General features: G+C 66.9%; 24 protein-coding genes. 16 read left to right on the top strand and 8 right to left on the bottom strand.

Going from position 1 to position 22060, the window contains the following annotated elements:
* Positions 1-14: 14 nt before the first annotated feature.
* Positions 15-650 (top strand): M48 family metallopeptidase, encoded by a 636-nt coding sequence (locus V6M63_RS19615; protein WP_332744614.1) that lies wholly within the window; start codon positions 15-17, stop codon positions 648-650.
* Positions 647-940, top strand: coding sequence for a hypothetical protein (locus V6M63_RS19610; RefSeq protein ID WP_332744612.1), 294 nt, complete (start codon positions 647-649; stop codon positions 938-940). The genes V6M63_RS19615 and V6M63_RS19610 overlap by 4 nt, the downstream gene beginning before the upstream one ends.
* On the opposite strand, the gene V6M63_RS19605 is transcribed toward V6M63_RS19610, so the two are convergent.
* Positions 925-1698: a M48 family metalloprotease gene (locus V6M63_RS19605; RefSeq protein ID WP_332744610.1), complete on the bottom strand. Its 774-nt coding sequence runs from the start codon at positions 1696-1698 to the stop codon at positions 925-927. The two genes, V6M63_RS19610 and V6M63_RS19605, sit on opposite strands and share 16 nt — an antisense overlap.
* A gap of 142 nt (positions 1699-1840) precedes the next feature.
* Here V6M63_RS19605 and V6M63_RS19600 point away from each other — a divergent pair, with 142 nt between their 5' ends.
* The 6 genes from V6M63_RS19600 (at position 1841) to V6M63_RS19575 (ending at position 8074) form a co-directional block, all read left to right on the top strand.
* Positions 1841-2326 carry an Lrp/AsnC family transcriptional regulator gene (locus tag V6M63_RS19600; protein WP_332744608.1) on the top strand — a complete coding sequence of 162 codons (486 nt, stop codon included), beginning with the start codon at positions 1841-1843 and terminating at the stop codon, positions 2324-2326.
* Between the two features lie 347 nt (positions 2327-2673).
* Positions 2674-3759 carry a TRAP transporter substrate-binding protein gene (locus tag V6M63_RS19595; protein ID WP_332744606.1) on the top strand — a complete coding sequence of 362 codons (1086 nt, stop codon included), beginning with the start codon at positions 2674-2676 and terminating at the stop codon, positions 3757-3759.
* A 16-nt stretch (positions 3760-3775) separates the two neighbouring features.
* Positions 3776-4300 carry a TRAP transporter small permease subunit gene (locus V6M63_RS19590; RefSeq protein ID WP_332744604.1) on the top strand — a complete coding sequence of 175 codons (525 nt, stop codon included), beginning with the start codon at positions 3776-3778 and terminating at the stop codon, positions 4298-4300.
* Position 4301: 1 nt separating this feature from the next.
* The gene (locus V6M63_RS19585; RefSeq protein WP_332744641.1) at positions 4302-5618 is read left to right on the top strand and encodes a TRAP transporter large permease; all 1317 of its coding nucleotides are present in this window, start codon (positions 4302-4304) and stop codon (positions 5616-5618) included.
* Between the two features lie 7 nt (positions 5619-5625).
* The gene (locus V6M63_RS19580; RefSeq protein WP_332744602.1) at positions 5626-6462 is read left to right on the top strand and encodes a sulfite exporter TauE/SafE family protein; all 837 of its coding nucleotides are present in this window, start codon (positions 5626-5628) and stop codon (positions 6460-6462) included.
* 25 nt (positions 6463-6487) lie between these two features.
* Positions 6488-8074, top strand: a complete 1587-nt coding sequence (locus tag V6M63_RS19575) for a gamma-glutamyltransferase family protein (protein ID WP_332744601.1) — start codon at positions 6488-6490, stop codon at positions 8072-8074.
* A 78-nt stretch (positions 8075-8152) separates the two neighbouring features.
* Here V6M63_RS19575 and V6M63_RS19570 read toward each other — a convergent pair whose 3' ends face one another.
* Positions 8153-8803, bottom strand: coding sequence for a PEP-CTERM sorting domain-containing protein (locus V6M63_RS19570; protein ID WP_332744599.1), 651 nt, complete (start codon positions 8801-8803; stop codon positions 8153-8155).
* A gap of 240 nt (positions 8804-9043) precedes the next feature.
* Between V6M63_RS19570 and V6M63_RS19565 the strand changes: the two genes are divergently transcribed.
* On the top strand, positions 9044-9283 hold the full coding sequence (locus V6M63_RS19565) for a cysteine-rich CWC family protein (RefSeq protein WP_332744597.1): 240 nt from the start codon (positions 9044-9046) through the stop codon (positions 9281-9283).
* Here the strand turns inward: V6M63_RS19565 and V6M63_RS19560 are convergent.
* The gene (locus V6M63_RS19560; RefSeq protein WP_332744595.1) at positions 9280-10386 is read right to left on the bottom strand and encodes an AI-2E family transporter; all 1107 of its coding nucleotides are present in this window, start codon (positions 10384-10386) and stop codon (positions 9280-9282) included. The two genes, V6M63_RS19565 and V6M63_RS19560, sit on opposite strands and share 4 nt — an antisense overlap.
* 148 nt (positions 10387-10534) lie before the next feature.
* On the opposite strand from V6M63_RS19560, the gene V6M63_RS19555 reads away from it, so the two are divergent.
* From V6M63_RS19555 to V6M63_RS19535, 5 genes are all read left to right on the top strand, one after another.
* Entirely contained in the window at positions 10535-12040 is a 1506-nt protein-coding gene (locus V6M63_RS19555; protein ID WP_332744593.1) for an MFS transporter, read from the top strand.
* Positions 12041-12044: 4 nt separating this feature from the next.
* Complete coding sequence (locus V6M63_RS19550; protein ID WP_056264292.1) at positions 12045-12809, top strand: class II glutamine amidotransferase; 765 nt, start codon at positions 12045-12047, stop codon at positions 12807-12809.
* A gap of 103 nt (positions 12810-12912) precedes the next feature.
* Positions 12913-13938 (top strand): ABC transporter substrate-binding protein, encoded by a 1026-nt coding sequence (locus tag V6M63_RS19545; RefSeq protein WP_332744590.1) that lies wholly within the window; start codon positions 12913-12915, stop codon positions 13936-13938.
* 1 nt (position 13939) lies between these two features.
* On the top strand, positions 13940-14752 hold the full coding sequence (locus V6M63_RS19540; RefSeq protein WP_332744588.1) for an ABC transporter ATP-binding protein: 813 nt from the start codon (positions 13940-13942) through the stop codon (positions 14750-14752).
* Between the two features lie 90 nt (positions 14753-14842).
* Positions 14843-15583: an ABC transporter permease gene (locus V6M63_RS19535; RefSeq protein ID WP_442909620.1), complete on the top strand. Its 741-nt coding sequence runs from the start codon at positions 14843-14845 to the stop codon at positions 15581-15583.
* 27 nt (positions 15584-15610) lie between these two features.
* On the opposite strand, the gene V6M63_RS19530 is transcribed toward V6M63_RS19535, so the two are convergent.
* Positions 15611-16693: an alpha/beta fold hydrolase gene (locus V6M63_RS19530; protein ID WP_332744585.1), complete on the bottom strand. Its 1083-nt coding sequence runs from the start codon at positions 16691-16693 to the stop codon at positions 15611-15613.
* 157 nt (positions 16694-16850) lie between these two features.
* On the opposite strand from V6M63_RS19530, the gene V6M63_RS19525 reads away from it, so the two are divergent.
* Complete coding sequence (locus tag V6M63_RS19525; protein ID WP_332744584.1) at positions 16851-17840, top strand: hypothetical protein; 990 nt, start codon at positions 16851-16853, stop codon at positions 17838-17840.
* 7 nt (positions 17841-17847) lie between these two features.
* Here V6M63_RS19525 and V6M63_RS19520 read toward each other — a convergent pair whose 3' ends face one another.
* On the bottom strand, positions 17848-18339 hold the full coding sequence (locus V6M63_RS19520) for a VOC family protein (RefSeq protein WP_332744583.1): 492 nt from the start codon (positions 18337-18339) through the stop codon (positions 17848-17850).
* 145 nt (positions 18340-18484) lie between these two features.
* Between V6M63_RS19520 and V6M63_RS19515 the strand changes: the two genes are divergently transcribed.
* Positions 18485-18805 (top strand): SMR family transporter, encoded by a 321-nt coding sequence (locus tag V6M63_RS19515; protein ID WP_056264316.1) that lies wholly within the window; start codon positions 18485-18487, stop codon positions 18803-18805.
* Positions 18806-18812: 7 nt separating this feature from the next.
* On the opposite strand, the gene V6M63_RS19510 is transcribed toward V6M63_RS19515, so the two are convergent.
* From V6M63_RS19510 to V6M63_RS19500, 3 genes are all read right to left on the bottom strand, one after another.
* Positions 18813-19082, bottom strand: coding sequence for a VF530 family protein (locus V6M63_RS19510; RefSeq protein ID WP_332744582.1), 270 nt, complete (start codon positions 19080-19082; stop codon positions 18813-18815).
* Positions 19079-20023, bottom strand: a complete 945-nt coding sequence (gene gshB, locus V6M63_RS19505; RefSeq protein WP_332744581.1) for a glutathione synthase — start codon at positions 20021-20023, stop codon at positions 19079-19081. Before gshB ends, V6M63_RS19510 begins: the two co-directional genes overlap by 4 nt.
* 76 nt (positions 20024-20099) lie before the next feature.
* Entirely contained in the window at positions 20100-21968 is a 1869-nt protein-coding gene (locus V6M63_RS19500) for a potassium transporter Kup (protein ID WP_332744580.1), read from the bottom strand.
* Positions 21969-22060: the final 92 nt, after the last annotated feature.

Here is a 22060-nt window from a genome sequence, read left to right as displayed (position 1 = left end):
GGACCACAGACATCGTGATCGAGCGCGATGGTGTGATCACAGTCCGGCCACCACGCCACATGGCGCCGGAGCAGGTGGACGAAACAGTGCTGAGCAAGCGCATGTGGATCTACCGCAACCTCGCCGAGTGGAAAGACCTGAACGCCAGCGGCGTGGTGCGCGAATGGGTCAACGGAGAAACCTTTCTCTACCTGGGCAGCAGCTACCAGTTGCAGTTGACAACCGGGCAGGAAGAGCCACTCAAGCTGAAGGATGGGCGCTTCTTGCTGCTGCGCTCGCTGGTGGAGCATGGTGGTGCCGTGGCCGCCCGCGAAGCGTTTGAGACCTTCTATGCAACCAAAGGGCTGGAACGGCTGCAGCGCCGCGTCGCACATTTCGCGCCCCGGGTGGGTGTCGTACCGGGTGCGGTGCAGGTGAAAGACATCGGCTTCCGCTGGGCGGCTTGCCAGCCGAGTGGAGGCCTGCACTTTCACTGGAAATGCCTGATGGCGCCGTTGACCGTGATCGACTACATCGTCGTCCACGAGCTGTGCCATTTGCATCACCGCGATCATTCCGACGCCTTCTGGAACGAAGTGGACAAAGTGCTTCCCGACTACCGAGAACGCAAAGAGTGGCTTCGCGTTCGTGGCGCGACGCTGGACCTATGACACTTCAATATCTGATCTTCGACGCCAGCGACGGCGGCGAAGGCACCGGCACCTGGGACGCCATGGCCAGCGTGCGGGCTGCGCAGCTACCTGAGGTGATGCAGGAAGTGCAGGCTGTTCTGGCCTGGGCCGAAACCCACAGCCCCGGCCCGCGCGGTCCGCTGGACGACGGCGGCGCCTGGGATGCCGACCATCTGGTGCAGACCGAGGGCGAATGGACCACCGTGACGCTGACGCTCACCGGGCCGTGGGCTTGGGGTGAGGCCTTGGTGGCTCACTTCGCAGGGTGATGGGGTCGAGCCTTGCTGGCCGCATCCACCGCCGCCTGCGCCTTCTCCAGCCGCGTGCGCAGCTCCGGGTGGGTGGTGCCCATCAGCAGATTAAGCGCAGACGGTGTGGTGCCGTGGATCTTGGCCAGCACGCTCACCATGGCCTGCGGGTTGCGGCCCACGCGGCGCAGCAGTTCGATGGCGCGCACATCGGCGGCGTGTTCCTGCGCGTGCAGTTGCTGCCGCGCCTGGCGGGCCAGGTTGGAGCGGGGGTCGAACATCTCGAGTGCCATGCGGTCGCGGGCGTCTTCGAATCGCATCTCGGATTGCCCCATGCGTTGCAGGTTGGCGCAGGCCTCCACCAGCGAATCGCGCCCCTCGATGTGCGCGAGCTCGTGTGCCATCACCGCGGCCAGTTCGTCGTCAGACAGGTCTTCTTTTGCGCTCCACATGGCGCTGGTGATGATGACCATGCCGTGGTCGGCGGCGTACGCGTTGAGCTCCGCATCTTCGTAGGCCAGCAGGTGCACGGCCGGGCCACGGCGCAGCCGGGGTGAGGCGGCCACCAGGCTGGCGAGCATGGTGTGCAGCCGTCGGGGCGCGGCCACCACCTCGTGGCGCTCCATCAGTTCGGTGATCTGGATTTCATCGAGCACACGCAGTTCGTGCGCGCGGGCCGGGTCTTGCAAACAAGTGCCCTGGGCCAGCGCCGCGGCGCTGGCCAGCAGGCCCGCCACGGCGAGACCAACGAGCTGGAAAAAACGAACCATACTGTTCATACCGTTTCCTTGACCCGGTTGTACGCCTGTGAACCGGCGATGAACAGCGCAGGGGCACGGCGGGGGCATGCAGGCGACAGACGGCATGGCGCTCACGGGGGCTGTTGAGCCCACTGGCCCGCCAGTTGCTTGGTGCTGTGGCATGACCCAGAACCCACCGACCCAGGCCGCCGACATCGGCCTCAGCAAGCTCGACACCGCCCTGCTCAACATCCTGGTGAAGGACGGCCGCGCCTCGTTTGCCGACATCGCGCGCCAGCTCGGCATCTCGCGGGCGCATGCGCGCTCCAAGGTGCAGGGGCTGCAGGCCAGTGGTGTGATCGAGTTGTTCGCCGCGGTGATCAACCCCGAAAAACTGGGGCAGGTGAACTCGACCTTCCTCGACATCGTGGTCACGCCGGCGGCCATCGAGCGCATCGCGCAGGAGCTGGCCGACTGCGCCGAGGTGGTGAGCCTCTACATCATGAGCGACCTGAAAAGCCTGCATGTGCACGCGCTCACCGAGAGCCCCGAAACCTTCGAGACCTTCGTGCGGCGCCACATCTTCAACCGGCCCGAGATCCTGTCGGTGGACTGCAAGACCCTGCTCACCCGCGTGAAGAACCGCCGCGGCGGCGCGCGTTTGTAAACACGCCCGGATTGGTGCGCGCGCACCGGCGCCGTGCGCCATGACCGTTTGTGCGCCCGGGGTGGCCCGGAGGGTGGGCGCGGCTTCCATGCGCGGTTTCCAGGCCGCGATCGCTTGACAAACGGCACGCCGGCCGGGATTCACTGAACATTCGGCAACGGGCACCCGGTCGACCACCCCGGCGGCCATGCACCAATACGGAAGCATGCCAACAGACCGGAGCCAGAAGTCAATCAAATCAATGGCTTGGCGGCGGTGCGCGCGTGGCATGGGGCTTGCGAAAGGGGTTGCATGTCGCCTTACAAACGGCAGCCTTTTCCACCCAACCCCTACACAGGAGTGCCGCCATGTCCCTGATCCGCCGCCAGTTCCTCACCCGCGCCGCCCTTGCCGGCAGCGTGCTCGGCGCCCCCGTCATCGCCAACGCGCAATCGGCAAAGTTCAACTGGAAGATGACCAGCGCCTACGGCAAGGGCTCGCCCTTCTACATGGACGGCCCGGGCAGCGCGACCGACCTGGCCAAGCGCATCCGCGAGATGTCGGACGGCCGGCTGAACATCCAGGTGTTCGGCGCCGGTGAACTGATCCCCGCGTTTGAAGGCTTCGACGCGGTCCGCGCCGGCACGGTGGAGATGAACCACGCCAACGCCTACTTCTGGACCGGCAAGACCGCCGCCGCGCAGTACTTCACCGCCGTGCCCTTCGGCATGAACTTCCAGGGCATGAACGGCTGGCTGTACGACGGCGGCGGCATCGACCTCTGGAACGAGGTCTACGCGCCCTTCGGCATGGTCGCCATGCCCTGCGGCAACACCGGCGTGCAGATGACAGGCTGGTTCAAGAAGGAGATCAAGACGGTCGCCGACCTCAAGGGTCTGAAGATGCGCATCCCGGGCCTGGCCGGCAAGGTCTACGCCAACCTCGGTGTGGACGTGAAGGTGCTGCCGGGCGGCGAGATCTTCCCCGCGCTGGAGCGCGGCGTGATCGACGCGGCCGAGTTCGTCGGCCCCTTCCAGGACCGCCGCCTGGGCCTGCACAAGGCCGCCAAGTTCTACTACACCACCGGCTGGCACGAGTCGTCCACCGTGTCGGAGCTGCTGATCAACAAGGCTGCCTGGGACAAGCTGCCGAAAGACCTGCAGGCCATCGTGAGCAACGCCTCGGCCGCCTGCAACACGATCAGCGAAGGCTGGTGCCAGAAGGCCAACTCGGAGGCCATGGAAGACCTGATCAAGAACCAGGGTGTGATCGCGCGCCCGCTGCCCGACGACGTGATCAAGGCACTGAAGACAGAAACCGACAAGGTGCTGGCCGACGGCCTCAAGGACCCGATGACGAAGAAGGTGCACGACTCGTACATGGCGTTCAAGGCCAAGTACGACCGCTGGAGCGAGATCAGCGAAGAGGCGTACCACCTCAAGGTTCGCGGCTGAACAAGGAACCGGCACCATGCTCAAGGTTTTGCGGCCGCTGGCCGCGCTCATCGAGGGTTTCATCGACCGCATCGGCGCGCTCACCGCGTGGATCGCGCTGGTCATGATCGGCCTGGTCGCCACCAACGTGGTCCTGCGCTACAGCTTGAGCTTCGGCTCGGTCTGGGCGCAGGAACTCGAGTGGCACCTGCTGGCCGCCCTCATCCTGCTGGGCATGAGCCACGCGCTGCAGCGCGGCGAGAACGTGCGCGTGGACCTGTTCTACGCGCGCTACTCGCCCACCGCCCAACGCGTGGTGGACGTGGTCTCGGCGCTGCTGCTGATCGCGGTGAGCCTGGGCTTCATCTGGCTCTCGCTCGGCTATGTGGAGCAGGCGCGCTCCATCAGTGAAGGCTCGCCGGACCCTGGCGGCATTCCGCTGCGCTGGCTGGTGAAGTCGCTGATCCCGCTGGGCTACGGCCTGCTGGTGCTGCAGCAGCTCGCGCACCTGGTGCGCTTGCTCGATGCTCCTCTGAACCGTGGGGAGTCGGCCCGTGTTTGAGATGTCGACCTACGCCATCTTCATGCTGATGGGCTTCTTCGTGATGCTGATGATCGGCATCCCGGTGGCGATCAGCCTGGCGGTCACCGGTTTCGTGTTCGGCTGGCTGGGCTTTGGCGAGGTGCTGTTCAACCTGCTGCCCGCGCGCTTCTACGGCATCGTCAGCGGTTACCAGTGGATGGCGATACCGCTCTTCGTGTTCATGGGCGTGATGCTGGAGAAATCGCGCCTGGCCGACGACCTGCTCGACGTGATGGGCCACATCGCGGGTGGCCTTCGAGGCGGCATGGCCATCGGCATCGTGCTGTTCGGCGTGCTCATGGGCGCGACCACCGGCATCGTGGGCGCGACCATCATCACATTGGGCCTGCTGACCCTGCCCACCTTGATCCGGCGCGGGTACGACAAGAGCGTGGCCTGCGGCGTGATCTGTGCCTCCGGCACGCTGGGCCAGATCATCCCGCCCAGCCTGATCCTGATCCTGCTCTCGGACATCATGCAGCTCTCGGTGGGCACGCTGTTCGCCGCTGCGGTGGGCCCGGGCATGCTGCTGGCCGCGGTCTACATCGTCTACCTGGTGGTCATGGGCTGGCTCAGGCCCGAGACCATGCCGCCGATTCCGGTGGCCGAGCGCGACGCGGTGTCGCGCCGCCAGCTGTGGGTGCGCTTCTTCAAGGTGCTGGTGCCGCCGGTGATGCTGGTGGTGGCGGTGCTGGGCTCCATCGTCGGCGGCATCGCGGCGCCCACCGAAGCCGCGAGCATGGGCGCGGTCGGCGCGGTGATCATCACCGCGCTGTCGGGCCGCTTCACCTGGAAGACGCTGAAAGACACGGCGCTGGACACCAGCAAGATCACCGCCATCATGATGTTCATCCTCATGACCGCGCAGGTGTTCGCGCTCTCGTTCCGCGGCCTGCATGGTGAAGATTTGATCGCCAGCATGTTCGAGGCGCTGCCGGGCGGCACGAACACCGCCATCTGGTTCATGATGCTCATCATCTTCGTGCTCGGCTTCTTCGTCGAGTGGATCGAGATCAGCTACATCGCGGTGCCGCTGTTCCTGCCCATCCTCATCAACCTGGGCGTGGACCCGGTGTGGCTGGCGATGCTCATCACGCTGAACCTGCAGTCGAGCTTTCTCACGCCGCCATTCGGCTGGGCGCTGTTCTATCTGAAGGGCGTGGCGCCACCCGAGGTGAACATCAAGGACATCTACCAGGGCGTTCTCCCCTTCATCGGCCTGCAGTTCCTCGCGCTCGTGCTGCTGTTCCTGTTCCCGCAGATCGCGCTGTGGCTGCCCAAGGCCATCGGCTGGTAGACCCGACATGGACTTCTTCAATCAACACAGCGCCCTCTGGCTGCTGGGCCTGGCCACGGCCCTGCTCGCCACCGGCCTGGTGGCGGGCGTGCTGGCCGGCCTGCTCGGCGTGGGCGGCGGCATCGTCATCGTGCCGGTGCTCTACCACCTGTTCACCCTGCTGGGCATCGACGAGTCGGTGCGCATGCACGTCACGGTGGGCACCTCGCTGGCCACCATCATCCCCACCTCCATCATGTCGAGCCGGGCCCACCGCAAGCGCGGCAGCCTGGATGCGGCGCTGCTGAAAAAACTCATGCCTGGCGTGGTCGTGGGCGTGATCGTCGGCTCGATCGCCAGTGGTTTTCTCAGCGGCCATGTGCTCACCGCCGTGTTTGCCACGGTGGCGCTGCTGGTGGCGCTGAACATGGCCTTCAAGCGCGACGGCTTTGCGCTGGCCGACGGCCTGCCCGGCACCGCCGGCACCATGCTGCTGGGGGGCGGCATCGGCGGCGTGTCCACGCTCATGGGCATTGGTGGCGGCACGCTCAGCGTGCCCATCCTCAATGCGCTGCGCGTGCCCATGCACACGGCGGTGGGCACTGGCGCGATGCTGGGCACCTTGATCAGCGTGCCGGGCGCACTGGCCTTCATCCTCAACGGGCTGGACGTGCCCAACCGGCCACCGTTCAGCGTGGGTTATGTGAACCTGCTGGGCTTCGCGCTCATCGTGCCCGCCACCCTGGCCACCACCGGCTGGGGTGCGAAACTCGCGCACTCGATCGACGCCAAACGGCTGCGCCAGGTGTTCGCGGCGTTTCTCGCACTCACCGCAGCGCGCATGTTCTACGGCCTTCTGACCTGACCTCACAACAACACGGAGACCCTCGATGATTCACACGCTCACCGCCCTGGGCGGGATGTTTGTCGCGCCGCACCACCTGGCCGCGCAGGCCGGGCGCGACGTGCTGCGCGACGGCGGCAACGCGGTGGAGGCCATGGTGGCCGCGGCCGCGGCCATTGCCGTGGTGTACCCGCACATGAACGCCATCGGCGGCGACGGTTTCTGGCTCATCCACGAACCCGGCCAGGAACCCGTGGCCATCAGCGCGTGTGGCCCGGCCGCAGCGCTGGCCGACCTGGACTTTTACGCCGACCACGACGCCATCCCTTCGCGTGGCCCCAAGGCCGCGCTCACCGTGGCCGGCACCATCGGCGGCTGGGCCAAGGCACTCGAGGTGGCCGCACCCTGGGGCCCCGCCCTGCCCTTGTCGCGCCTGCTGGCCGACGGCATCCGCCACGCGCACAACGGCATCGCCGTCACCGAAAGCCAGGCCGCGCTCACGCGCGAGAAGTTCGACGGCCTGAAAGACGCGCCCGGCTTTGCGCAGACCCACCTGGTCCATGGCCAGCCACCCGCCGTGGGCCACATCCTCAAGCAGGCCACGCTGGGCCGCACGCTGGAGCAACTGGCCGAACGCGGCCTGGACGACTTCTACCGCGGTGAGCTCGCCCAGCGCATCGGCGCCGAGCTCGAACGCGTGGGCAGCCCGCTGCGCACCAGCGACCTCGCGGCCTACCGGGCGCAGATCGTCGAGCCGCTGTCGGTGCGGCTGAACGACAGCACGGTCTACAACCTGCCGCCGCCCACGCAAGGCCTCTCGGCCCTGATGATCCTCGGCCTGTTCGAGCGCCTGGGCGTGACCGAGGGCGAAGGCTTTGCCCACGTGCACGGCCTGGTGGAGGCCACCAAACGCGCCTTCCGCGTGCGCGAGCGCGTGGTGACCGATCCGCAGCGCCTGCCGGTCGATCCGAAGAGCTTTCTCAAACCCGCCGCGCTGAGCGATCTGGCCGCCGACATCGACCGCGCAAAAGCCCTGCCCTGGCCCGACGTGGCCGCGCCGGGCGACACGATCTGGATGGGCTGCATCGACGCGCAGGGCCGTGCGGTGAGTTTCATCCAGAGCGTGTACTGGGAGTTCGGCTCGGGCGTGGTGCTGCAGGACACCGGCATCGTCTGGCAGAACCGGGGCACGAGTTTTTCGCTCGACCCGAAGGCGCTCAACGTGCTCAAGCCCGGCATGCGCCCCTTCCACACCCTCAACCCGTCGCTGGCCATTTTTGACGACGGCCGCGTGATGCCCTACGGCACCATGGGCGGCGAGGGCCAGCCGCAAACACAGGCGGCGGTGTTCACGCGCTATGCGCGCTTCGGCCAGGGCCTGCAGCAGGCCGTGACCGCGCCACGCTGGCTGCTCGGGCGCACCTGGGGCGATGTGACCACTTCGCTGAAACTGGAGAGCCGCTTCGACCCGGCGCTGGTCGACGCGCTCAAGGCCGCGGGGCACCAGGTGGAGGTGTTTGACCAACCCTTCAGCGACACCATGGGCCACGCGGGCGCGCTGGTGCGCCACCCCAACGGCGTGATCGAAGGCGCGGCCGATCCGCGCAGCGATGGGGTGGTGGCGGGGGTCTGACGGCCGCCTTGGCGAACGCCCAAAGAAAAACCCCGCTGTTGTTGCCAGCGGGGTTTTTCTTTGGGGGAACCCGATAGCTCAGGCAGCGCGGCGGCGGCGCAGGCCGAGGACGGCCAGGCCCAGCCCCAGCAGGGCCAGCGTGCCGGGCTCGGGCACTTCGGCCGCGGCGGCCACCGAGTTCAGGGAGACGTTGTCCAGGATGGCGCCGATGTTGTCGTTGCCGGCGTTCTGGATGAACAGCCTGGCCAGCACGTCCGCGTCGGGCGTGAAGGAGAACACGAACGTGTTGAATGCGTCGCCTTGCACGCCCACCGTTTGGCCCGCGAAGCCTTCGAAGCCGAAGGTCACCCGATCGGTGTTGTTGTTGCGCTGGTTGCCCGAGAGGTCCAGCGAGAACAGGTAGGTGGTTCCGGCCATCAGCGCAAACGCATCCTTCGTGGTCATCAGGCCGGCATGTCCGGTGCTGCCGTCCAGATCCACGCAACCACCAGCATTGCCGACGCAGTCGATGCCGTAACCGCCATTGCGGATGTAGTCCACGGTGTGCGGGTTCTTTGCGCTGCCACCCGTGACGGTCCAGTTGCCGAAGGCGTTGAAATTCAGAACGCTGGAACCCGCGTCGGTGTTGAAGTTGTCGCTGAACATCACGGCGGCATGGGCGGCTGGCGCTGCGGCCATCAGGGCGGCCACGGTCAGGGGAGCGGCGAAACGGGTCAGAAAGCGGATCATGGAATGCCTGGGTTCGTTGGAGGGTGTGATTTATGTCACGACCCTGAATGGCTCGCCACAATTCACTTCTTTGCTGCAATAAGCAGAGCAAAAGTCGAGCCAGGCCAGCAAGGTGTTGATCTTCAAGGGAGTACCCCCGGGAGCTGTAACGAAATGTCAGTTTTCCCGACACTTCACCACGCCCTCAGGCTCCCTCGCCTGACTGCGGCATCCCACGCTCACGCGTCATACACTGCGCCGATGTCCACCCCGGTCGATTCCGTCTTCCCTGACCCCAGCCGCTGCCCTCTGTGCGGCGGCGACAACCGCTGCGCGATGGAGGTCGAGCGCGACACCGGCGAGGCACAGCCGCCGTGCTGGTGTGTGGACGCCACCTTCAGCCCCGAGTTGTTTGCGCGCATTCCCGACGAAGCACGCGGACAGGCCTGCATCTGCGCGGCCTGTGTGGCCGAGGCGCTGCGCGTGCGCGCGACGGACTAAGGCTCCCTTGGTGGGTCCGCTTCGGGCGGCAACACCAGCGACGATGCGGACGCCTGGTTCAGGCTGTGCAACCACTCGCGCCAGATCGCCACCAGCAGCGCCATCAGCACCGGCCCGACGAACAGGCCGACGATGCCCATGGTCGTCACGCCGCCCACCAGACCAAAGAACGTGGGCAGAAACGGCAGCTTCACCGGCCCACCGACCAGGCGCGGGCGCAGCGTCTTGTCGACGATGAAGAGTTCGACCGCCCCCCAGGCGAACAGACCCACGCCGGCCCACAGGTGCCCCGAGCCCACCAGGTAGAGCGAGACCAGGCTGAACGAGAGCGGCGCGCCGCCGGGAATCAGCGCCATGAAGCCGGTGACCACCCCCAGCAGCACCGGCGAGGGCACACCCGCGATCCAGTACGCCACGCCCAGCACCACGCCCTCGCCAACGGCGATGAGGCCCAGACCGGTCACGGTGGCACTCACGGTGGCCGGCACCACGCGCGAGAAGCGCTGCCATTGCAACGGCAGGATGCGCTCACCGATGCTGTCGAGCTGGTCGGCGATGCGGCCGCCGTCCTTGTAGACGAAGAACAGCGTGATCAGCATGAACAGCACCGTCAGCGCGAGGTTGACGATGTCGCCCGTGGCGCTGAGCACCGTGCGGTAGATGTTGCCGATGTGCTGGCCACTGAGGATCTGGATCCAGTCGCCCAGCGCTTGCGGTTCGCCCAGGTGCGCGCGCCAGTAGACGGCCAGCGTTTCGCCCACCCAGGGCAGCGCCTCGATCCAGGGCGGCGGCGGCGCTCCATTGCGGTTGACGTCGAGCAACCAGGTCACGAAGCCGCTGGCCTCCTTGAGCGCGTAGTGCAGCGCCAGGGTGAGCGGCACGATGAGCACCACGATCACGATCACCAGCGCCAGACTGGCCGCCAGCGTGGTGCTGCCGCCGCAGGCGCGCACGCCCCGGCGGTACAGCGGCCAGCTGGCAAAGCCGATGATGAGCGCGGCCAGCACCGGCACCAGAAAGCCCCGGAAGAAGTAAACGCCAGCGGCCACGATCAGCAGCAACAGGCCGCGAACGATCAGGGAGGCGTGCGGAACAGGGGGCATGGGAAAGGGGCGGACACCGGCAGGAAGGCCTCGGGCAATATACCCGACCCCTCTCGCGCGAACGCGGGCCCGGCGAGGCCACCGCAGCCCTGCCAAATCCAGCGGAACAAAACGGCTAAGCTTGTTCGCCGCCCCTGCACCTCCGCTCATGAAACCACCCTCCAGCGACCACACCCTGCCCGCGATGCGCGCGCGCTACGGCGAGCGCTACCGCTGGCTGCTGCTGCTCTCGGTGATGGTGGGCACCATGGCTTCGATCATGTCGTCGACCATCATCAACGTGGCCATCCCCGACATGAGCCAGCACTTCACGCTCGGCCAGGAGCGCGCCCAGTGGGCCACCTCGGGCTTCATGGCGGCCATGACGGTCTCCATGCTCACCACGCCCTGGCTGCTCGCGCGCTACGGCTACCGCAGCACCTACGCCGGTTGCATGTGGCTGCTGCTGGCCGGCGGTGTGGCCGGCGGTTTCGCCAACTCGTTCCCGCTCGTGCTGGCCGCGCGCGTGGCCGAAGGCCTGGCGGCCGGTGTGGTGCAACCAATCCCGGCCATCATCATCCTGCGCGCCTTCGAGCCGCACGAGCAGGGCCGGGCCAGCGGCATCTTCGGCATGGGCGTGGTGCTGGCTCCCGCGATCGGCCCCAGCATCGGTGGCGTGCTGGTGGACGGTTTTGGCTGGCGTTCGATCTTTTTCATGGTGGTGCCGTTCTGCATCGCCTCGCTGTGGCTGGCGCGGCGCTTCGTGCCCACCACCTCGCCGGGCGGCGGTGCGGCCAACCCGCAAGGCGCAGGCCTGGACTGGCGCGGCCTGCTGCTGGCCGCCGTCGGCACGCTGTGCCTGCTCAATGGCCTGGTGGAGCTGCAGGGCGGCACGGTGCTGAGCGCAGCGGTTCTGCTGGGCGGCGCCGCGTTGCTGCTGGTGGCCTTCGTCGTGCTGCAGCGGCGCACGCTCAAGGCGCGCCGGCGCCACCCCGAACAAGGCGTGGACCCGCTCATGAATCTCTCACTCTTCAAGGACCGGCGATTCGCCATGGGCAGCATCGTGGCCTTCATCTACGGCATCGCCTTGTTCGGCTCCACCTACCTGCTGCCGGTCTACATGCAGATGGGCCTGGGCCTGTCGGCCTCGTACGTGGGCACCATCCTGCTGCCAGCGGGTCTGGTGCTGGCGGTGACCATCGCCGTTGTCGGTCGGCTGGCCGACAAGCAGCCGACGCACCGGCTGGTGAGCATCGGCCTGGTGCTGCTGGCCGCCTCGTTCGCGCTCATGGTGACCATCGACCTCGGTCGCCCGGCGCAGATCATTCCGCTGCTCGTCACCTGGGCGATCCTGGGGCGCATCGGTCTGGGCTTCATCCTGCCCTCGCTGAACATCGGCGCCATGCGTTCGCTGGACCGCGGCCACATCCCGCAGGGCTCCAGCGTCATCAACTTCCTGCGCATGCTCGGCGGCGCGGCCGGCGTGAGCCTGTGCGGCATCGTGCTCGAATGGCGCGTGGCCGCGCACGGCGCGGTGCTCGACACCGGCACCTCCAGCCCGGCGCGCATGGCCGCGTTCGGCGAAACTTTCCTGATGCTCGCCGCGATTTGCGCGCTGGCGGTGATCGCAGCGCTGAAACTTCGCACAGTGCAGCAGACGACGGGTTCAAAATAGCCAAATGTGCCAATTGCTCGGCCTCAACTGCGCCACCCCCACCGACGCGTCGTTCAGCTTCACCGGCTTCTGCCAGCGCGGCGGCAAGACCGACCACCATGCCGATGGCTGGGGCATTGCGTTCTTCGAAGGCAAAGGCCTGCGCCTGTTCGTTGACCACGCCAGTGCCTCTCAGTCGCCCATGGCCACCTTCCTGCAGGGCTACCCGCTCAAGAGCCGCAACATCATTGCCCACGTGCGCAAGGCCACCATCGGCGAGGTGTCGCTGGAGAACGCCCATCCCTTCGTGCGCGAACTCTGGGGCCGCCAGTGGGTGTTCGCGCACAACGGTGACCTGAAGGACTATTTCCCGCACCTGCACAGCCACTTCCGCCCGGTCGGCACCACCGACAGCGAACGCGCCTTCTGCTGGCTGATGCAGGAGTTGGCCAAGTCGCACGCCGGCCTGCCCAGTGTGGAAGAACTCACCCTCACGCTGCGCGAGCTCCTGCCGCAAGTGCGCCGCTTCGGCTCCTTCAATTTTTTGCTCTCCAACGGCGAGGCGCTGTGGGCACACTGCAGCACCAGACTGCACTGGCTGGTGCGTCAGCATCCGTTTGCGCAGGCCACGTTGATGGACCAGGACTGGACCGTGAACTTCGCCGACCTCAACCACCCCGGCGACCGCGCCGCCGTGGTGGTGACCACGCCGCTGACCAGCAACGAGCAGTGGGCCGCCTTCGAGCCCGACGAGCTCAAGGTCTTTGTGGACGGCCTGCCGTTGCCGTGATTTCCCGGGTGGCGCGGGGGTACCCCCCCGGCTACTATGATCGTTGCTCCCCTGCGTCGCGTGCGCCGGTCGGCTCATATCAACAACCCCCTGGAGACAAGACATGCAAAGACGACACCTCGTGGTCGGCGGCCTCGCCGTCGCGACCCTGCCCCCATTCGCGTTCGCGCAAGGCATCGAGAAGCCCAAGGTCACCATCGCCGTGGGCGGCAAGAACCTGCTGTACTACCTGCCACTGACCATCGCCGAGCAACTGGGCTACTTCAAGGCCGAGGGTCTGGACGTGACGATTGCCGACTTCGCCGGTGGCTCGCGCGCGCTGGCCGCGGTGGTGGGCGGCAGTGCCGACGTGGTCTCGGGCGCGTTCGAGCACACGGTCAACATGCAGTTCAAGGGCCAGCCCATGCGCGCCTTCGTGCTGCAGGGCCTGGCGCCGCAGATCGTGCTGGGCATCAACCCCAAGACCATGGCCGGCTACAAGGGAATTGCGGATCTCAAAGGCAAGAAGATCGGCGTGACCGCGCCGGGCAGTTCGACCAACGTGATGGTCAACTTCGTGCTGGCCAAGGCCGGCCTGAAGCCGAGCGACGTGAGCATCGTCGGCGTGGGCGCGGGCAGTGGCGCCGTGGCTGCCATGCGCTCGGGCCAGATCGACGCCATGAGCAACCTCGACCCTGTGGTCACGCTGCTGCAGCGATCGGGCGACATGAAGATCATTTCCGACACGCGCATCGTCGCCGAATCGGAGAAGGTGTTCGGCGGCCCCATGCCCGCGGGCTGCCTGTACGCGCCCCAGCCCTTCCTGGACAAGAACCCGAACACCGCGCAGGCCCTGACCAACGCGATGGTGCGCGCGAACAAGTGGATTCAGACCGCCGGTGCGGGCGACATCATCAAGGTCGTTCCCGAGGGCTTCCTGCTCGGTGATCGTGCGGTCTACATCGACGCCTTCATGGCCGCCAAGGGCGCGCTGTCGCCCGACGGCAGCTTCCCGGCCAAGGGGGCAGACACAGCGTTCCGCGCGCTGGCCAGCGTGGACGAAAAGCTGGCTGCGGCCAAGCTCGATCTGAACGCGGTCTACACCAACGCCTTCGTGCAAAAGGCCAACGCCAAGTACCCGAAAGGCTGACGTGACGAGTCCAGCGATCGACCTGCAGGGCGTGTCCTGCACTTTCATCAGCAAGGACGACCCCGGTCAGCGATACACCGCCGTGCGCGATGTGACGTTGACCGTGGGCGCTGGCGAATTCGTCAGCGTGGTGGGCCCCACCGGCTGTGGCAAGAGCACGCTGCTCAATGTCGCGGCCGGCCTGCTCTCGCCGAGCACCGGCACGGTCAACGTGTTCGGGGAGCCGCTGGCCGGCATCAACACCCGCGCGGGCTACATGTTCCAGACCGAGAGCCTGATGCCCTGGCGCACCGCGCTGGGCAACGTGATGGCGGGCCTGTCGTTCCGTGGAGTGCCTGACGCGGACGCACAAACGCAGGCCGAAGACTGGCTGCGCCGCGTGGGCCTGGGAGGCTTCGGTGACCGCTACCCGCACCAGATGAGCGGCGGCATGCGCAAGCGCGCCAGCCTGGCGCAGACCCTGGTGCTCGACCCCGACATCATCCTGATGGACGAACCGTTTTCCGCGCTCGACATCCAGACGCGCCAGCTGATGGAAAACGAAGTGCTGGACTTGTGGGCGGCCAAAAAGAAGGCCGTCCTGTTCATCACGCACGATCTGGATGAGGCGATAGCGATGAGCGACCGCGTGGTGGTGCTCAGCGCCGGCCCGGCCAGCCATCCCATCGGCGAATTCAGCATCGACATCCCGCGCCCGCGCGACGTGGCCGAGATCAAGACCACCGCCCGCTTCATCGAACTGCACGCCGCCATCTGGGCCGTGATGCGCGAGGAAGTGCTCAAGGGCTACCAACAACAACTCAAGGTGGCCTGAGCCATGTGGAACCTCATCAAACCGCAGCCGAAGACCCTGCGCCTGTGGCAGATCGGTCTGCTGGTGGCGCTCATCGTGTTCTGGTACGCCATGACCACGCCCGGCCTGCTGCCGAACTTCATGTTCGAGAACGACCGCCAGGCCGCGTTCTTCTTCGGTGAGCCGTTGCGCGTGGCCGAGCGCATCTGGGCCTGGTTCGTCACCGACGCCGACATCTACAAGCACCTGGGCGTGACGCTCACGGAGACGGTGCTGGCCTTTGCCATCGGCGCGCTCGGCGGCCTGGGCGGCGGCCTGTGGCTGGCGCTCTCGCCCATGGCCTCGGCCATCCTGGAGCCCTACATCAAGGCCATGAATTCGATGCCGCGCATCATCCTCGCGCCCATCTTCGCGGTGTGGTTCGGCCTGGGCATCGCGAGCAAGGTGGCGCTGGGCGTGACGCTGGTGTTCTTCATCGTGTTCTTCAACGTCTACCAGGGCGTGAAGGAAGTGAGCCCGGTCATATTGGCCAACGCGCGCATGCTGGGCGCAAGCCAGAAGCAGCTGCTGCGCCACGTGTACCTGCCCAGCGCCACCAGCTGGGTGTTCAGCTCGCTGCACACCAGCGTGGGCCTGGCCTTCGTGGGCGCGGTGGTGGGCGAATACCTCGGCTCCAGCCAGGGTGTGGGCTACCTGATCCTGCAGGCCGAGGGCAGCTTCGACATCAACACCGTGATGGCCGGCATCGTGGTGCTCACGGCGTTTGCGCTGGTGCTCGACGCGGTCGTGGGCCGCATCGAAAAACGGCTGATGAAATGGCAACCCAAGGTGGGCGAGACGGAGAAGCTCTGAAGGGCTGCGCCTGCAGCCGCGTTCAACTCAGGTCGCCCGGTCGCGCACATAGACGATGGCCTCGGCCCGCGTGTGCACGCCCAACTTGTCGAAGATGCTCGACACCTGGTTGCGCACCGTCTTTTCGCTCTTGTTCAACTGCTGCGCGATGGCCGGGTTGTCCAGACCGAGCGCCACGAGGCGCAACACCTCGCGCTCGGCCGCTGTCAGCGCGGCATCGCCTCGGCTGGCATCGACCGGCGCGGCGCCCAGAAATCCGCGGAGTTCGGCCAGGAACGCGGGCCATGCCGGCTCGGTGTCCAGCAGCACGTGGTTGTCGCTGTCCAGCGGCACGAAGCGCGCCCCCGGAATCAGCGCCGCCAGCCGCAGCCCTTCGTCGAACGGCACGCGCGCATCGCCGCGCGCATGCAGCACCAGCGTGGGCACGCGCAACTGGCGCGCGAGCTCGGTCACGTCGACGCGGTGAAACGCCTCGAGCGTGCGCGCGGCGTTCTCGGGGCTCGCGGTCAGGCGCTCCAGTTCGTTCCACCACTGGTGCTGCGCCGGCGTGCCGCCGGGGATGAACTGGTTGGTGAACACCTGGCGGAAGGCGTCGTTGTCGCGCCCCCAGCCCAGGCGGATCAGGTTGACCAGCGTCTCGGCCTCCAGCCGCTCGGCGTCGCTCGTGGCGCGCCGCAGCGCTCCGCGCGCGTAGGCACCGGGCAGCACCAGGTGAGACACCTTGTCGGGGTGGCGCACGGCGTAGGCAATGGCCACCGCGCCGCCCTGCGACATGCCGATCAGCGGAAAGCGGCGCAGGCCCAGGCTGTCGACCACGGCCTCGAGGTCGCCCACCCAGGCGTCGAGCGAGAAGTCGGCCACCGAGCTGTCGGACAGGCCGCAGCCACGCTGGTCGTAGCGGATGTACTGGTGGTCGCGCGCGAGTTCGGCCAGCCAAGGCCGCCAGACGGGGCTGTGCAGATCGTGTTCAACGTGGCTCAGCCAGTGCGCGGCGCGCAGCAGCGGCGGGCCTGACCCGATCGACGCGATCGCGATCCGGGTGCCGTCGGCCGCGCTGCAGAAGCGCAGGTTCTGACGCAGGTTCGAGGGGGGACTCGGAACGGCGGGCATGCGCCATTGTCTCGCGCCTGGGTCGTTCGTCCCATGGCTGGACGCCTGCGATGTCCCCTCGACGGGGGACTTGGGACATCCGCCCCATGCGCCGGCGCGCGCGGCGAGCAATCCTTCATCCACGTCGATTCGACGGATCTCACCGAGAGGAAACACCATGGAAACCCACCCCACCCCCCTGGACATCCCGCGCTACGCCAAGACCATCGAGGTCTCCAAACGCATCCGCTGGGACATCGACCGCGACGTGATCCGCGGCCGCCATTTCGACCTGGCCCACACCTTCCTGCCCGACGGGCTGTCACTGGCCGACGAGCTGCCTTTCCTGAGCCCCACCGAGCACCGCTTCCTGAGCCAGGTGCAGGGCCGCACCTACGCCAACATGTTCGGCCTGGTCGAGCGCTTCATCGGCGCGAAGATGCTGGAGGTGAGCCGCGACCACTGGCTCGGCGACCAGACCGCGCTGGAAGCCATCGTGCGCTTCACCGACGAGGAACTGAAGCACCAGGAGCTGTTCCGCCGCATCGAAGGGCTGGTGGGCGCCGACATGCCGGCGGGCTACCGCTTCGACGTGTCGCCCAACGACGTGGCCGCCTTCGTGCTGGGCAAGAGCACCTGGGCCGTGCTGGCGCTCACCTGCCACATCGAGTTGTTCTCGCAGGCGCATTACCGCGCCAGCATCGATGCCGCGGAAGGCCTGTCGCCGCTGTTCAAGGACGTGTTCCTGTTCCACTGGCGGGAAGAGTCCCAGCACGCGATCATCGACGAGCTCGAATGGGCACGGGAAGACGCCAAGCTGACGTCCGATACCCAGCGCGATGCGGCGGTGGACGACCTGATCGCGCTGGTCGGCGGCGTCGACGGCATCCTGCAGGGGCAGGCCAAGGCCGACGCGGCGTACTTCCTGAACGTCAGCGGCATGGCACCGGAAGGGGAGCGCGCCGAGCAGGTGAATGCCACGCTGCTGAAGGCCTACCGCTGGCAGTACATCGTCTCCGGCACGCTGGAACCGCGCTTCCAGAAAATGCTGGGCGGCCTCGTCAGCCAGGCGCAGATGGCGCGCATCCAGGCCGCGCTGGCACCGCTCAGCTACGCGGTGCCGGTGCGCGCGGAGGCCATGCGCGCCATGAGCGCGACGGTGCACTGACCGCGCTTCACGGCGGGCTCTGGCCCTGCCGTGCCGCCTCGATCGCCGCGATGTCGATCTTCTGCATGGTCATCATCGCCTCGAAGGCGCGTTTGGCCGCCGCGCGATCGGGGTCGGCGATGGCCGCGATGAGGGCGCGCGGGGTGATCTGCCATGACACGCCCCAACGGTCCTTGCACCAGCCGCACGCGCTTTCCTGGCCACCGTTGCCCACGACCGCGTTCCACAAGCGATCGGTCTCGGCCTGGTCGTCGGTCGCGATCTGAAAGGAGAACGCTTCGTTGTGCTTGAACACCGGGCCGCCGTTCAGCCCGAGGCAGGGAATGCCGGCCACGGTGAACTCGACCGTCAGCACATCGCCCTGCTTGCCGTCCGGATAGTCGCCCGGCGCGCGCAGAACCGCGCCCACCGCACTGTCCGGGAACGTCCGGGCATAGAAGTTGGCGGCGTCCAGGGCAGCGCCGTCGTACCACAGGCAGATGGTGTTCTTGCTCGTCATCGCATGCCTCCTGAAGTGTTGAGCACGCAGCGTACGCCACTGCTCCAACACAGTCCATCAGGGGGACAAACCACCCCTTCCTGTGGCAGAGTCCATGTTTCTCGAAAAGCGCCGTACCCAAGGAGACCACCGATTGAACGCCTGGATGATGCTCGGACTGGCCATCGTGGCCGAGGTGATCGGCACCACCGCCTTGAAAGCGAGCGAGAGTTTCACGCGGCTCGTGCCGTCGCTGATCGTGGTGGTGGGCTATGGCGTGGCGTTCTACTGCCTCGCGGGGGTGCTCAAGAGCGTGCCGGTGGGCATCGCCTATGCGGTCTGGTCGGGCCTGGGCATCGTGCTGATCACCGCGGTGGCCTGGCTGCTCTATGGTCAGCGCATCGACGCGGCCGGCCTGATCGGCATGGGTCTGATCATCGCCGGGGTGGTGGTGCTCAATGTGTTCTCCAAGGCCACGGCGCACTGAGCGCGGGTCAACCCCGGCCGGCCCGGCGCTCCTCGCGCAGCATGAACAGGTAAAGGCCTTCCACTTTTTCCCGCGCCCACGGTGTCTTGCGCAGGAAACGCAGGCTCGAGCCCACGCTGGGGTCGACGTTGAAGCAGCGCACCGGGATGCGCTGGCCGAGTTCTTCCCAGCCGTAGTGGTCCGCGAGCGCGGTGACGATGGCTTCCAGCGTCAAGCCGTGCAGCGGGTTCCTGGGTTGAGCCGGCGCGTCGGCCGCTGCGTCGTCTTCTTCGCTCATGCCATCGCCGCTTCAAGCGCATCCACAAACATCGCCGGCACATCAAAGCCGGTCTGCTGCTGGATTTCCTGGAAGCAGGTCGGGCTGGTGACGTTGATCTCGGTCACCTTGTCGCCGATCATGTCCAGCCCCACCAGCAGCAGGCCGCGTTCGGCCAGCACAGGCGCGATGGCCTCGGCGATCGCGCGGTCGGTGTCCGCCAGGGGCTGGGCCACGCCTTTGCCACCCACCGCCAGGTTGCCGCGCAACTCGCTGCCCTGAGGAATGCGCGCCAGCACGAAGGGCGCGACCTTGCCGCCGATGAGCAGCAGGCGCTTGTCGCCGTCCACGATGGCCGGCAGGTAGGCCTGCACCATCACGCTGGTGGCGCCACCCTGGTTGAGCGTCTCGGTGATGGAGCCCAGGTTCATGCCGTCGGGGCCGACGCGGAAGATCCCCATGCCGCCCATGCCGTCCAGGGGCTTGAGGATGATGTCCTTGTGTTCGGCGTGAAAGTGGCGGATGGCCTCGGGCGAGCGCGTCACCAGCGTGGGCGGCGCGTACGCGGCGAACTCCATGAGCGCGAGTTTTTCCGGGTGGTCGCGCAGCGCGCGCGGGCTGTTGAACACCTTCGCGCCTTCGCGTTCGGCCTGCTCCAGCAGGTGCGTGGCGTAGAAGAACTCGCTGTCGAACGGCGGGTCCTTGCGCATGAGCACGGCGTCAAACGTGTGCAGGGCTTCGCGGCCCTGGTGCAGCACGCGGTACCAGTCGTCGGCCACGCCGGTCAACTCGATGCGGCGCGCCAGCGCGGTCACGGGCTGGCCGGTCTGCCACTGCAGGTGCTGCGGCTCACAGGCTGCCAGCGTGTGACCGCGCTTCTGCAGCTCGCGCATCATGGCGAAGGTGGTGTCTTTGTAGGTCTTGAAGGTGACCAGCGGGTCGGCGACAAAAAGGATGTTCATGGCTTGCTTTTCTGACGAAGGCCGTACTGTTGCACAAACAGCGCGAGGGCGCCGGCCACCCCACCTCGTGTGGGCTTCAGATCTCGATCTTCGAGCCCAGCTCGATCACCGCGTTGTTCGGCAGATGCAGGAACTGCGCGGCCGCGCTGGCGTTGTGGTGCATCTGGGCAAACAGCTTTTCGCGCCAGGGCGCCATGCCGCCGCCCAGCGTGGGCGTGACGACGTCGCGCGACAGGAAGTAACTGGTCGTCATGGGCTCCATGGCACAGCCGTGGCCCCGCATGAGCTGCAGCGCCTTGGGCACGTCGGGCTCGTCCTTGAAGCCGAAGTTCAGCGTCACGGCCCAGCAGTCGTACCCCAGCGGCTCCATCTGCAGGCGTTGTCCGGGCGCGATCCACGGCACCTCGTGGCTGCGCACGGTCACGAACAGGTTCTGCTCGTGCAGCACCTTGTTGTGCTTGAGGTTGTGCAGCATCGCATTGGGCACGCTGCCCGGCTCGGCCGTGAGAAACACGGCGGTACCCGACACGCGCACCGGCGGGCTCACGAACACCGCCTCCAGAAAGCTCGGCAGGTCCAGCGCTTCGGCCTGCTGGGCCTCCCCCATGAGGCTGCGGCCGCGCTTCCAGGTCATCATGAGCATGAACACCAGGCCGCCGATGAGCAGCGGGAACCAGCCGCCGGCGAACAGCTTGAGCAGGTTGGAGGTGAAGAACGCCAGGTCCACCATGAAGAAGAAGCCGGTGGCGGCCACGCACAGCCACAGCGGGTACTTCCAGCTGTAGCGGATCACGTAGAAGGTGAGCACGGTGGTGATCAGCATGTCCAGCGTGACCGCGATGCCGTAGGCCGCCGCCAGGTTGGTCGACGACTTGAACATCACCACCGCCAGCACGATGGCGGCAAACAGGCCCCAGTTGACGAAGGGCATGTAGATCTGGCCGGTGTCGTGCTCGCTGGTGTGCTGCACCTGCAGGCGCGGCAGGTAGCCCAGCTGCATGGCCTGTTTGGTCACGCTGAAAGCGCCGGTGATGAGGGCCTGCGAGGCGATGACGGTCGCCATGGTGGCCAGCAGCACCAGCGGCAAGAGCAGCCAGTCGGGCGCCATGTTGAAGAACGGGTTCTTCACCGCTTCGGGTCGTGCCAGCAGCAGCGCGCCCTGGCCGAAGTAGTTCAACGTGAGGCAAGGCATGACCACCGCAAACCAGGCCAGGCGGATCGGCTTCTTGCCGAAGTGGCCGAGGTCGGCGTACAGCGCTTCAGCCCCCGTGACGCACAGCACCACGGCGCCCAGGATGATGAAGGTGGTGCCCGGCTGCTGCCAGATGAAACGCAACGCATGGTGCGGGCTGAGCGCGGCCAGGATCTCGGGGTGGTCCACGATCTGCACCACGCCCAGGCCCGCGATGCTGATGAACCACAGCACCGTGATCGGGCCGAAGAACCTGCCGATGCCGCCGGTGCCGCGCTTTTGCACCACGAACAGCGCGAACAGCACCACCAGCGTGATCGGCACCACGTACTGGCGAAAGGCGGGGGAAATGACCTCCAGGCCTTCCACCGCCGAGAGCACCGAGATGGCGGGCGTGATGACGCCATCGCCGTAAAACAGCGCGGTGCCGAAGATGCCGACGGCCAGCAGTGTCTGGCGCAGTTCGGGCCGGTCTTTCACCGCGGTGGAGGCCAGCGCCAGCATGGCGATCAGGCCGCCTTCGCCGTGGTTGTCGGCACGCAGCACCAACACCACGTACTTGAGCGACACGATGACGGTGAGCGTCCAGAACAGGATGGACAGCACGCCGTAGACGTTGGCGTGGGTGAACGGGACGTGGCCGGATCCGAAGACCTCCTTGACGGCGTACAGCACACTGGTGCCGATGTCGCCATAGACCACGCCGATGGCGCCCAGGGTGAGCGCCGCGAGAGAGGATTTGGAAGCTGACACGAAACGACCCCGGCCGGGTGGGCGCGGGGCAGGTTTGTCTGGGGACCGCGATTTTGCGCCCCCCTCGGGCCCCGTGTCTGCGGGCCAGGGAC

The sequence above is a fragment of the Hydrogenophaga sp. genome, assembly GCF_036675665.1.
Classification (GTDB): domain Bacteria; phylum Pseudomonadota; class Gammaproteobacteria; order Burkholderiales; family Burkholderiaceae_C; genus Hydrogenophaga.
The sequence above is the reverse complement of the archived record's forward strand: the minus strand, read 5'-3'. Positions and strand labels throughout refer to the sequence as shown.

Bases quoted from the DNA above. Each gene is read 5' to 3' on its own strand.
- V6M63_RS19610 (WP_332744612.1), top strand. From the start codon at position 647: ATGACACTTCAATATCTGATCTTCGACGCCAGCGACGGCGGCGAAGGC.
- V6M63_RS19605 (WP_332744610.1), bottom strand. From the start codon at position 1,698: ATGAACAGTATGGTTCGTTTTTTCCAGCTCGTTGGTCTCGCCGTGGCG.
- V6M63_RS19600 (WP_332744608.1), top strand. From the start codon at position 1,841: ATGACCCAGAACCCACCGACCCAGGCCGCCGACATCGGCCTCAGCAAG.
- V6M63_RS19595 (WP_332744606.1), top strand. From the start codon at position 2,674: ATGTCCCTGATCCGCCGCCAGTTCCTCACCCGCGCCGCCCTTGCCGGC.
- V6M63_RS19590 (WP_332744604.1), top strand. From the start codon at position 3,776: ATGCTCAAGGTTTTGCGGCCGCTGGCCGCGCTCATCGAGGGTTTCATC.
- V6M63_RS19585 (WP_332744641.1), top strand. From the start codon at position 4,302: ATGTCGACCTACGCCATCTTCATGCTGATGGGCTTCTTCGTGATGCTG.
- V6M63_RS19580 (WP_332744602.1), top strand. From the start codon at position 5,626: ATGGACTTCTTCAATCAACACAGCGCCCTCTGGCTGCTGGGCCTGGCC.
- V6M63_RS19575 (WP_332744601.1), top strand. From the start codon at position 6,488: ATGATTCACACGCTCACCGCCCTGGGCGGGATGTTTGTCGCGCCGCAC.
- V6M63_RS19570 (WP_332744599.1), bottom strand. From the start codon at position 8,803: ATGATCCGCTTTCTGACCCGTTTCGCCGCTCCCCTGACCGTGGCCGCC.
- V6M63_RS19565 (WP_332744597.1), top strand. From the start codon at position 9,044: ATGTCCACCCCGGTCGATTCCGTCTTCCCTGACCCCAGCCGCTGCCCT.
- V6M63_RS19560 (WP_332744595.1), bottom strand. From the start codon at position 10,386: ATGCCCCCTGTTCCGCACGCCTCCCTGATCGTTCGCGGCCTGTTGCTG.
- V6M63_RS19555 (WP_332744593.1), top strand. From the start codon at position 10,535: ATGAAACCACCCTCCAGCGACCACACCCTGCCCGCGATGCGCGCGCGC.
- V6M63_RS19550 (WP_056264292.1), top strand. From the start codon at position 12,045: ATGTGCCAATTGCTCGGCCTCAACTGCGCCACCCCCACCGACGCGTCG.
- V6M63_RS19545 (WP_332744590.1), top strand. From the start codon at position 12,913: ATGCAAAGACGACACCTCGTGGTCGGCGGCCTCGCCGTCGCGACCCTG.
- V6M63_RS19535 (WP_442909620.1), top strand. From the start codon at position 14,843: ATGACCACGCCCGGCCTGCTGCCGAACTTCATGTTCGAGAACGACCGC.
- V6M63_RS19530 (WP_332744585.1), bottom strand. From the start codon at position 16,693: ATGCCCGCCGTTCCGAGTCCCCCCTCGAACCTGCGTCAGAACCTGCGC.
- V6M63_RS19525 (WP_332744584.1), top strand. From the start codon at position 16,851: ATGGAAACCCACCCCACCCCCCTGGACATCCCGCGCTACGCCAAGACC.
- V6M63_RS19520 (WP_332744583.1), bottom strand. From the start codon at position 18,339: ATGACGAGCAAGAACACCATCTGCCTGTGGTACGACGGCGCTGCCCTG.
- V6M63_RS19515 (WP_056264316.1), top strand. From the start codon at position 18,485: ATGATGCTCGGACTGGCCATCGTGGCCGAGGTGATCGGCACCACCGCC.
- V6M63_RS19510 (WP_332744582.1), bottom strand. From the start codon at position 19,082: ATGAGCGAAGAAGACGACGCAGCGGCCGACGCGCCGGCTCAACCCAGG.
- gshB (WP_332744581.1), bottom strand. From the start codon at position 20,023: ATGAACATCCTTTTTGTCGCCGACCCGCTGGTCACCTTCAAGACCTAC.